The sequence below is a fragment of the Blautia pseudococcoides genome (assembly GCF_001689125.2).
In the GTDB taxonomy this organism is placed as follows: Bacteria; Bacillota; Clostridia; order Lachnospirales; family Lachnospiraceae; genus Blautia; species Blautia pseudococcoides.
The window spans coordinates 4,228,397-4,237,500 of sequence record NZ_CP015405.2 but is presented as its reverse complement, the minus strand read 5'-3'; the positions used below and the strand labels follow the sequence as shown (position 1 = coordinate 4,237,500).

Sequence of the window (9,104 nt, the reverse complement as noted above, 5' to 3'; positions counted from 1 at the left end):
CTCCGAATGCCATCGAACCGATTACCGGGAGTCAGACTATACGAGATAAGTTGGATAGTCAAAAGGGAAAGAGCCCAGACCTCCAGCTAAGGTCCCAAAGTACGTGTTAAGTGGAAAAGGATGTGGGATCTCAAAGACAACCAGGATGTTGGCTCAGAAGCAGCCACACATTCAAAGAGTGCGTAATAGCTCACTGGTCGAGAGGTCCTGCGCCGAAAATGTCCGGGGCTGAAACACGACACCGAAGCTGAGGAATCACATAGTGATTGGTAGAGGAGCATTGCATGCGGGATGAAGCAGTACCGTAAGGAGCTGTGGACTGCATGGAAGAGAGAATGCCGGAATGAGTAGCGAGAACAAGGTGGGAATCCTTGTGGCCGAATATCTAAGGTTTCCAGGGTAAAGCTGATCTGCCCTGGGTAAGTCGGGGCCTAAGGCGAGGGCGAGAGCCGTAGCCGATGGACAACAGGTTGAGATTCCTGTACTGCGATATAACAGAACTGTGGGGACACGTGTGGAGAGCACATCCCGGGAATGGAATCCCGGGGCAAGCGAGGTAGGAGTCACATAGGAAAATCCGTGTGGCGATCCGAAGACGTGATGCGGACCGAACTAAAGTAGGGAAGTGTGTGAGCCATGCGTCAAGAAAAGCCGCTATTGTTTATACCGTACCCGTACCGTAAACCGACACAGGTGGATGAGGAGAGAATCCTAAGGCCGACGGAAGAAGCATTGCCAAGGAACTCGGCAAAATGACCCCGTAACTTCGGGAGAAGGGGTGCCAGGGAGACCTGGCCGCAGAGAATAGGCTCAAGCAACTGTTTAGCAAAAACACAGGTCTATGCAAAACCGAAAGGTGAGGTATATGGGCTGACGCCTGCCCGGTGCTGGAAGGTTAAGAGGAGATGTCAGGAAACGAAGCATTGAATTTAAGCCCCAGTAAACGGCGGCCGTAACTATAACGGTCCTAAGGTAGCGAAATTCCTTGTCGGGTAAGTTCCGACCCGCACGAAAGGCGTAATGATTTGAGCGCTGTCTCGGCAATGCATCCGGTGAAATTGAAGTACCAGTGAAGATGCTGGTTACCTGCGCCAGGACGGAAAGACCCCATGGAGCTTTACTCCAGTTTGGTACTGGGGTCCGGTATTGCATGTACAGGATAGGTGGGAGGCTGGGAAGGCATGACGCCAGTTGTGCCGGAGCCAATGTTGGGATACCACCCTTGCAGTATTGGGCTTCTAACCAGCCGCCGTGACCCGGCGGTGGGACAATGCCAGGCGGGGAGTTTGACTGGGGCGGTCGCCTCCGAAAGAGTATCGGAGGCGCCCAAAGGTTCCCTCAGAATGGTTGGAAACCATTCGCAGAGTGCAAAGGCAGAAGGGAGCTTGACTGCGACACCGACGGGTGGAGCAGGTACGAAAGTAGGGCTTAGTGATCCGGTGGTATTAAGTGGGAATGCCATCGCTCAACGGATAAAAGCTACCCTGGGGATAACAGGCTTATCACTCCCAAGAGTTCACATCGACGGAGTGGTTTGGCACCTCGATGTCGGCTCATCGCATCCTGGGGCTGTAGTAGGTCCCAAGGGTTGGGCTGTTCGCCCATTAAAGCGGTACGCGAGCTGGGTTCAGAACGTCGTGAGACAGTTCGGTCCCTATCCGGCGTGGGCGTAGGATATTTGAGAGGAGCTGTCCTTAGTACGAGAGGACCGGGATGGACGGGCCGCTGGTGTATCTGTTGCACTGCCAAGTGCATAGCAGAGTAGCCAAGCCTGGAAGGGATAAACGCTGAAGGCATCTAAGCGTGAAGCCCCCCTCAAGATGAGATATCCCATTCATAAAGAAGTAAGACCCCTTGAAGACGACGAGGTGGATAGGGCAGAGGTGGAAGTGCAGCAATGTATGGAGCTGACTGCTACTAATCGGTCGAGGGCTTGACCTAAGCACGAAAGTGCGAACGGCGGGTAAGAGAAAAGGTTTTTGTGTTTTGTATATGCGGTTTTGAAGGTATATACCTTCGTGATGGCCCAGTGGCTCAGTTGGTTAGAGCGCCGCCCTGTCACGGCGGAGGTCGAGAGTTCGAGTCTCTTCTGGGTCGTTATTTTCTTGAAAAAGAAAATAATAAAATATAATGGGATCTTAGCTCAGCTGGGAGAGCATCTGCCTTACAAGCAGAGGGTCATAGGTTCGAGCCCTATAGGTCCCATTTTTGGACGATTTCCCGAGTGGCCAAAGGGGACAGACTGTAAATCTGCTGCAAATTGCTTCGGTGGTTCGAATCCACCATCGTCCATTTAGCTGATAAGGTCAGACTTTAAAGTGAATATGCCGATGTGGCTCAATTGGCAGAGCAGCTGATTTGTAATCAGCAGGTTATCGGTTCGAGTCCGATCATCGGCTTTTCAACAATAAATTGTTGATTTAAATTAATAACGCGGGGTGGAGCAGTCTGGAAGCTCGTCGGGCTCATAACCCGAAGGTCACAGGTTCAAATCCTGTCCCCGCTACTCAAGTTTTACGCCCAGATAGCTCAGTTGGTAGAGCAGAGGACTGAAAATCCTCGTGTCGCTGGTTCGATTCCGGCTCTGGGCATTTTTATTGCCTATTAGTTTGCTAATTGAATATGGAGCATTAGCTCAGTTGGTAGAGCACTTGACTTTTAATCAAGTTGTCCGGGGTTCGAATCCCCGATGCTTCACTGTAGGACAGTTCAAATTCAGATATTTCTGTGTTTGAGCTGTTTTTTTATTATTTTTATGCAGGAAGGTCATCAGAGATTTTTACATAGAAAATAAGAAGCCATAATCTTGAGGGGGGATAGATCATGGCCTCTTATTTTCATGTCTACTTTTATAAAAATATAAAAAGAAGGAGAGCCGGTATAAGGGAATACCGGCATATGAAAAAGAAAAAGATTTTGAAAAAAGTCTTATTGGCTTTGTTCAAATACTAATATACATTGTAAATGTGATGAATCTGTGATGAAATAGTAAAAGAAATGTGAAAAAGTTTTTCATTTTTTATTTATATATGGATAGAAATCACTTACGTCCATACGAAGTATATATTGTAACGGCCGTTAAAGAATATAGAATCGGGTGACAGCTTATGAAAATAAATGAAGATAACTTTATAGAGCAGCTAAAGTTCTGGAACGAGAAGGCTCTTGAATATGTGATTGACAACTATGGAAGTATTGTTAGATCTGAGGTGTGGATGATTGTGGAAATCCAGTGGAATTTACATTTTCCCGGTGGAGTGATGGAATGGGAAGAATGAAGATCTCAACCATTGATAAAGGAAATCTCAGTGATGAGGCCACAGAATTGCATCTGACACCATACGCTGTGAAATTTCCGGAGCAGAGCAGAAGACTCAGTAATGATTTTAAACAGGCCGGAGATGAATTTGTTATCAATATAAGGTGACTGTGAGAACAAAGGGGCAGGCGGTTACGCCTGTCCCCTTTGTGTTATAAATTTGCTTTGTAGGGCGGATCTGCCGGATAACCGCTTCCTGCTTTCTGCATCCCCCGTTGAATGGCATCTCTGGAGTTCTTCCAGTCCGCATCCTTGTTCCGGTAATCAAATTTATCACAGAACCATTCCAGATCATCTGTGACTCTCTGCATGTTATCAGTCATGAGAGGAAAGAGGATTTCGTAGAAGGAAGCTTTCTCCTTGTCCGTAAGAAGAGATTCCGCGGTTTCTACCAGGTCGCCAAAATGGGAGAGGCAAAAGCCTTTACTATTTTTAAATAAAGCTACAAATTCCGGATTTTTTCTGTATAGCTCAAAAAAGGTATCAAGATAACGCACATATGTATTTTTGTAGTAGTCACAGATATAACAGTTCTGCTCCTGTTCCTTTATCCAGGCACCAATGTTGGTTTTAGGATTGTCCGCATCCAGTTTTGCCTTTTTAAAATGTCCCAGCATGGAGGCTTTTCCAGGAGAGAACATTTTGATCTGCTGTTTTAGCTCTTCGTTTTTTTTCTTAAAGTGTGTAGTCAGGATCAGCCCGCATCCCAGACGATTACCATAATCGAACATTTTCTTATAGTGTTCATGACAGAACCCAAGTTGATCTGTCTCTGCCCGTACATCGTCCTCCATATATGAGGCACCGGATCCAAGGACAAAGTCCATGGAGTGCTGTTCCAGATTTCTTTCGATAAAGCAGAAAGGGCATTCGTCGCCGGCATGGAATGCATCCATCAGCGGTATGGTGTATATTTTTTCCTTCATTTTTTCTTCCCCCGGTTTTTTTGCTTGTCTGCTATTAGAGTAACATAAAAAAAATAAGAAAGAAAGAGTGCAAAATGTATTTCTATGCGATACAATAGTAATATGGGTTTTTCCAGAAGATTTATGTGGATATCTAAAAAAAGTGTGGATAACTTCCGGGAAAGATCCATGTTCTGTTGAAAACTTCCGGTTACTGTATAAAAAACTGCGTTATCTGGAAACTGTGGGCAGGAACTCCTTCAGGGTTTCGCCTGGGAACCGGTTGCAGGTTTTTTTATGTCTGATAGTATAAAGTTTAGAGTCTGAAAGTGGGGATTTAAAAGAAAAATGAAGAGAAATGTAGATTTGCTGGAAGGGCCTATAGCGGGTTCTATGGCAAGATTAGCCTTTCCTATTATGGGAACATCATTAATACAGATGGCGTACAATATGGTGGATATGATTTGGATCGGACGTGTCAGCAGCAACGCGGTAGCAGCAGTAGGAGCCGCTGGTATGTACATGTGGCTGGCAAACGGCATTACCACCATTCCCAGGATCGGGGGACAAGTGACCGTAGGGCAGTCGCTTGGAGCTATGGATAAGGATGCTGCCATTGACTATGTCAGAGCCTCCCTGCGGATGGGGACGCTGCTGGGAATTATATATGGAATTATCTGTGTTTTGTTTGCCGGCCCGCTGATTGGTTTTTTTAAGCTGAACAGTCCGGAAGTTATAAATGATGCAGAAATATATCTGGTGATTACCTGTGGAGCTATTGTGTTTTCTTTTTTGAATCAGGTATTTACAGGAATATTGACAGCTATGGGAAATACCATGGCTGCCTTCCGGGCAACTACCATTGGGCTGATCATTAATCTGGTGCTTGACCCGGTCTTGATATTTGGATTTGGACCTATTCCCAGAATGGGAGTGACTGGAGCAGCGCTTGCCACAGTATTTGCTCAGATTATTGTGTTTGCCCTCTATATTGCCACTGTTTGGAGTGAGCCGGTTATTTTTCAGCACATCCATTTGACCCAGAGGGCAGAGAAGCAGCATGTGCGGGATATAGTGCGTATTGGATTTCCACCGGCTGTACAGGATGCGCTGTTTTCCGGAATTTCCATGGTAATTGCCCGTTTGATCGCAGGGTGGGGGGATGCCGCGGTAGCTGTACAGAAGGTTGGAAGCCAGATTGAATCTATTTCCTGGATGGCTGCCGGAGGGTTTTCCACAGCTGTAAATGCGTTTGTAGCCCAGAATTACGGAGCGGGAAAAAGGGATAGAATAAAAAAAGGGTATAAGACAGCCATGGGGATCATGGCTCTCTGGGGCATTTTTACCAGCTTTATTCTCATTGCGTTTCCTGAATTTTTCTTCCGGATTTTTATTACGGAGAAAGATGTACTGCCAATGGGGGTTGATTATCTGAGAATAATAGGAATATCGGAGTTCTTCATGTGTATGGAGATCACCACCGCCGGAGCTTTTCAGGGATTTGGAAAGACGGTCCCCCCTTCTGTGACTGGAATTGTTTTTAATACACTGAGGATACCGGGGGCTATGCTGCTGTCCTCTACGGTTCTTGGACTCAATGGTGTATGGTGGACGCTGAGCCTTTCCTGTGTATTGAAGGGCTTGGTGCTGCCGGTATGGTTCCTGATCATCTTTGTGAAATATTATAAAAGCGGACGGAAAGAATTTTAAAGGATAAGCAAGAAACAATATTTACGAAGATGACAGAATAGAAGAATCGTGGTAAAATGAACAACAGTAAAGTTTTGCCTGTAACTGTGGAGGTACGGAACCGTTACAGTTTTGGTATATTATGAAAAGGGGAAAGAACAATGGATAAAGAATTTCGCATTGAAACCAAATGTGTGCAGTCAGGATGGAAACCAAAAAAAGGAGAGCCCAGAATTCTGCCTATTTACCAGAGTACAACGTTTAAATATGATACCACTGAGGAGATGGGACGTCTTTTTGACCTGAAAGACGAAGGGTATTTTTATACAAGATGCCAGAACCCAACCAATGATTTGGTGGCAGCTAAGATTGCAGACCTGGAAGGCGGTGTAGCGGGAGTGCTTACCTCATCAGGACAGGCTGCTATCTTTTATGCTGTATTTAATATTTGTGAGGCGGGGGACCATGTGATCTGTGCGTCTGCCATCTATGGCGGTACATTGAACCTGCTGGGCGTCACAGCAAAGAAGATGGGCATTGAGTGTACCTTTGTGGATGCGGATGCGCCGGCAGAAGAGTTGGAGAAAGCTTTTCAGCCAAACACCAAGGCTGTTTTTGCTGAGACCATTGCTAATCCGTCTCTTGTTGTTCTGGATATCGAAAAGTTTGCAGGTCTGTCACATGCCCATGGGGTTCCGTTGATTGTTGATAATACATTTGCAACACCTGTAAACTGCCGTCCATTTGAGTGGGGTGCGGATATTATAATCCATTCCACAACAAAATATATGGACGGACATGCAATGCAGGTAGGCGGCGCTATTGTTGACAGCGGTAATTTTGACTGGGATGCTTACGGTGATAAGTTTCACGGCCTCACAAGGCCTGATGAATCCTATCATGGGGTGGTGTACACAAAACAGTTCGGAAAAGCAGCATATATTATGAAAATTAATGCGCAGCTTATGCGTGATCTGGGTTCCATTCCATCCCCCACCAACTGTTTCATGTTAAATGCCAGCCTGGAGTCCCTGGCGCTGCGTGTGGAGCGTCATTGCTATAATGCCCGGAAGGTGGCTGAATTCCTCAATGAACATTCCCTGGTAAGCCATGTAAATTATGCGGGGCTTCCCGGAGATAAATATTATGAACTGGCTAAGAAATATATGCCAAAGGGTACCTGCGGTGTTATCTCTTTTGAATTGAAGGACGGAAGGGAAGCAGCAGTGAAATTTATGGACAGCCTGAAGCTGGCAGCAATTGTAACGCATGTGGCGGATGCAAGAACAAGTGTCCTTCATCCCGCAAGCCATACACACAGGCAGTTAAATGATGAACAGCTTGTGGCAGCAGGGGTTTCACCTGGAATGATCCGTTTTTCCGTGGGTATTGAGAATGTAGAGGATATTATTGAAGACCTGGCACAGGCGTTGGAAGCCAGCACAAAGTAAGAAATGAAATCTTATCAGATCACAGAGTGGTGCCATGAAAGTTTTAGAATACATGCAAAGCGCGGAGGTGTGTATATAGATGCCACCATGGGGAATGGAAATGATACGCTTTTTCTGTGCAGGATGGCAGGTGAGACTGGCCGTGTAAAAGCCTTTGATATCCAGCAGCAGGCAATTGATGCCACAGAGAAGCTGCTGGAGCGGAATGGTTTGAGGCAGCGGGCAGAACTACTGCTGGAGAGCCATACCAATATGGGACTGTATGAGCGGAAAGAGACAGTTGACGGTATATTCTTTAATTTTGGATATTTACCCGGTGGTGACCATTCTCTAGCCACAAAGCCCGAAAACAGTCTGAGGGCCATTTTAGAGGGCCTGGAGCTGTTAAAAAAGGGCGGTGCTATGAGTCTTTGCATCTACAGCGGAGGAGATACCGGTTTTGAGGAGAGGGACAGCATTCTGGAAATGCTGAAAAATTTGGACAGCAGGAAATATGTAGTCATTTTGAGTACATACTATAACAGAGAAAATAATCCACCCATACCGGTATTGGTTTTAAAAAAATAAAATTTTTTCTCAGGGAATACATTGCGAAAGGCAGTGTATTCCCTGATTGCATGTAATAGGTATGGGACGAGAATGCCGATTCATATAATAAAAGAAAGAAATCGGCCGGGTTTTGTATGAAAGCAGGAAAAGGTCCGGGGATTTCCGGAATACTCATATTGTTTTTACTGCCATATCTTTTGACTGTTATTATATGCGGGAGAAAAGCGTGCCCTGTTTCCAGGGAATCAGATATGGAAGATTATCTTCCGGCTGTCACAGCATCTCAGATATCCTGGGATGCGCCCCGTGAAGCCATAAAAGCACAAACCATTATCGCCAGAAATAATCTCTATCTGGAGTGGAAGAAAGGAACCGCGGCGAATACCATTCAGAATGCTTCCCAGGCACTGAAAAAAAGAAAAATGGATGATCTGTTCCTGGAGCAGTTCCAGAAGTTCCAGGATGCGGCGGCTGATACCAGGGGGCAGGTACTTATGAAAGACGGGGATGTGGTGGAACTTCCTTATCATGAACTGAGCCAGGGAAAGACCAGGGATGCCCAGGAGGTACTTGGAGATGCTTTTTCCTATGCCCCTTCCGTGGAAACTCCGGAAGATATCAACAGCCCTTCCTACATACAGGGATGCTATTTTTCCCTGGATGATTTGAAAAAGCAGATCCAGAACACGTATCCCGGTTTTTCCATTGATGATATGGGGGAAATTGAGATCAAAAATACTGACCGTGCGGGTTATGTTATGGAGATCAATGTGGGAAACCAGGAATTTCAGGGGGAGAAGATAAGAGAGATCCTGCATCTGCCCTCCTCCTGTTTTACGGTCCAGACATTGGAGAATGAGGTGAGGTTTCTCTGTAAAGGTATTGGTCACGGGGTAGGGTTGAGCCAATATACAGCGGAAAAAATGGCGGGACAAAAGAAAAAGTATGAGGAAATCTTAAATTATTTTTTCCCTGATCTAAAATTGAAGGAAATACAAAAGTAAAAGAGTTGCTGCGCGGAATTTTAAAATTATGTATAAGTTCACATATTCTGGCAATCCTATAAGAGAAAACAAATGGTTACTATTTACATCCACTTTCCCGGGAAGAATCTTTCCAATGGGATGCAGCGCGATGCATAGCAAAGCGTGTTACTGGTCAGATAACTGCGCTTTTAAGGCTGTAAACAGT

At 45.7% G+C, this 9,104-nt stretch carries 7 protein-coding genes, 7 tRNA genes and 1 rRNA gene (1 of these 15 cut by a window edge); 14 read left to right on the top strand and 1 reads right to left on the bottom strand.

Annotated elements, in window-relative coordinates; genetic code table 11:
- The 10 genes from A4V09_RS20095 to A4V09_RS24670 form a co-directional block, all read left to right on the top strand.
- Positions 1–1,941 (top strand): 23S ribosomal RNA (locus A4V09_RS20095) (it extends 943 nt beyond the left edge of the window).
- A gap of 82 nt (positions 1,942–2,023) precedes the next feature.
- A tRNA-Asp gene (locus A4V09_RS20090) sits at positions 2,024–2,097 on the top strand.
- A gap of 35 nt (positions 2,098–2,132) precedes the next feature.
- Positions 2,133–2,205 (top strand) — tRNA-Val (locus A4V09_RS20085).
- 5 nt (positions 2,206–2,210) lie between these two features.
- Positions 2,211–2,292 (top strand) — tRNA-Tyr (locus A4V09_RS20080).
- 34 nt (positions 2,293–2,326) lie between these two features.
- A tRNA-Thr gene (locus A4V09_RS20075) sits at positions 2,327–2,399 on the top strand.
- Positions 2,400–2,432: 33 nt separating this feature from the next.
- Positions 2,433–2,506 (top strand) — tRNA-Met (locus A4V09_RS20070).
- A gap of 12 nt (positions 2,507–2,518) precedes the next feature.
- Positions 2,519–2,591: transfer RNA gene (locus tag A4V09_RS20065), tRNA-Phe, on the top strand.
- A 33-nt stretch (positions 2,592–2,624) separates the two neighbouring features.
- Positions 2,625–2,697: transfer RNA gene (locus A4V09_RS20060), tRNA-Lys, on the top strand.
- 410 nt (positions 2,698–3,107) lie between these two features.
- Entirely contained in the window at positions 3,108–3,278 is a 171-nt protein-coding gene (locus A4V09_RS25010) for a hypothetical protein (protein ID WP_198168558.1), read from the top strand.
- A complete protein-coding gene (locus tag A4V09_RS24670; protein WP_157123535.1) occupies positions 3,266–3,427 on the top strand; it encodes a hypothetical protein in 162 nt (53 codons plus the stop codon). The genes A4V09_RS25010 and A4V09_RS24670 overlap by 13 nt, the downstream gene beginning before the upstream one ends.
- 44 nt (positions 3,428–3,471) lie before the next feature.
- Here the strand turns inward: A4V09_RS24670 and A4V09_RS20050 are convergent, their stop codons facing one another.
- On the bottom strand, positions 3,472–4,245 hold the full coding sequence (locus tag A4V09_RS20050) for a DUF6062 family protein (protein ID WP_065543883.1): 774 nt from the start codon (positions 4,243–4,245) through the stop codon (positions 3,472–3,474).
- A gap of 327 nt (positions 4,246–4,572) precedes the next feature.
- Here A4V09_RS20050 and A4V09_RS20045 point away from each other — a divergent pair, with 327 nt between their 5' ends.
- The 4 genes from A4V09_RS20045 (at position 4,573) to A4V09_RS20030 (ending at position 8,917) form a co-directional block, all read left to right on the top strand.
- Positions 4,573–5,934 carry an MATE family efflux transporter gene (locus tag A4V09_RS20045; protein ID WP_065543882.1) on the top strand — a complete coding sequence of 454 codons (1,362 nt, stop codon included), beginning with the start codon at positions 4,573–4,575 and terminating at the stop codon, positions 5,932–5,934.
- Positions 5,935–6,074: 140 nt separating this feature from the next.
- Entirely contained in the window at positions 6,075–7,364 is a 1,290-nt protein-coding gene (locus A4V09_RS20040) for an O-acetylhomoserine aminocarboxypropyltransferase/cysteine synthase family protein (RefSeq protein WP_065543881.1), read from the top strand.
- A gap of 3 nt (positions 7,365–7,367) precedes the next feature.
- Positions 7,368–7,931: a tRNA 5-(aminomethyl)-2-thiouridylate-methyltransferase MnmM gene (gene mnmM, locus A4V09_RS20035; RefSeq protein ID WP_065543880.1), complete on the top strand. Its 564-nt coding sequence runs from the start codon at positions 7,368–7,370 to the stop codon at positions 7,929–7,931.
- Between the two features lie 116 nt (positions 7,932–8,047).
- Positions 8,048–8,917, top strand: a complete 870-nt coding sequence (locus A4V09_RS20030) for a SpoIID/LytB domain-containing protein (RefSeq protein ID WP_065543879.1) — start codon at positions 8,048–8,050, stop codon at positions 8,915–8,917.
- The last annotated feature ends 187 nt before the right edge of the window (positions 8,918–9,104 follow it).

What these genes read in the sequence shown, in the direction of transcription:
- A4V09_RS25010 (WP_198168558.1), top strand. Translation starts at nt 3,108, where the DNA reads ATGAAAATAAATGAAGATAACTTTATAGAGCAGCTAAAGTTCTGGAAC.
- A4V09_RS24670 (WP_157123535.1), top strand. Translation starts at nt 3,266, where the DNA reads ATGGGAAGAATGAAGATCTCAACCATTGATAAAGGAAATCTCAGTGAT.
- A4V09_RS20050 (WP_065543883.1), bottom strand. Translation starts at nt 4,245, where the DNA reads ATGAAGGAAAAAATATACACCATACCGCTGATGGATGCATTCCATGCC.
- A4V09_RS20045 (WP_065543882.1), top strand. Translation starts at nt 4,573, where the DNA reads ATGAAGAGAAATGTAGATTTGCTGGAAGGGCCTATAGCGGGTTCTATG.
- A4V09_RS20040 (WP_065543881.1), top strand. Translation starts at nt 6,075, where the DNA reads ATGGATAAAGAATTTCGCATTGAAACCAAATGTGTGCAGTCAGGATGG.
- mnmM (WP_065543880.1), top strand. Translation starts at nt 7,368, where the DNA reads ATGAAATCTTATCAGATCACAGAGTGGTGCCATGAAAGTTTTAGAATA.
- A4V09_RS20030 (WP_065543879.1), top strand. Translation starts at nt 8,048, where the DNA reads ATGAAAGCAGGAAAAGGTCCGGGGATTTCCGGAATACTCATATTGTTT.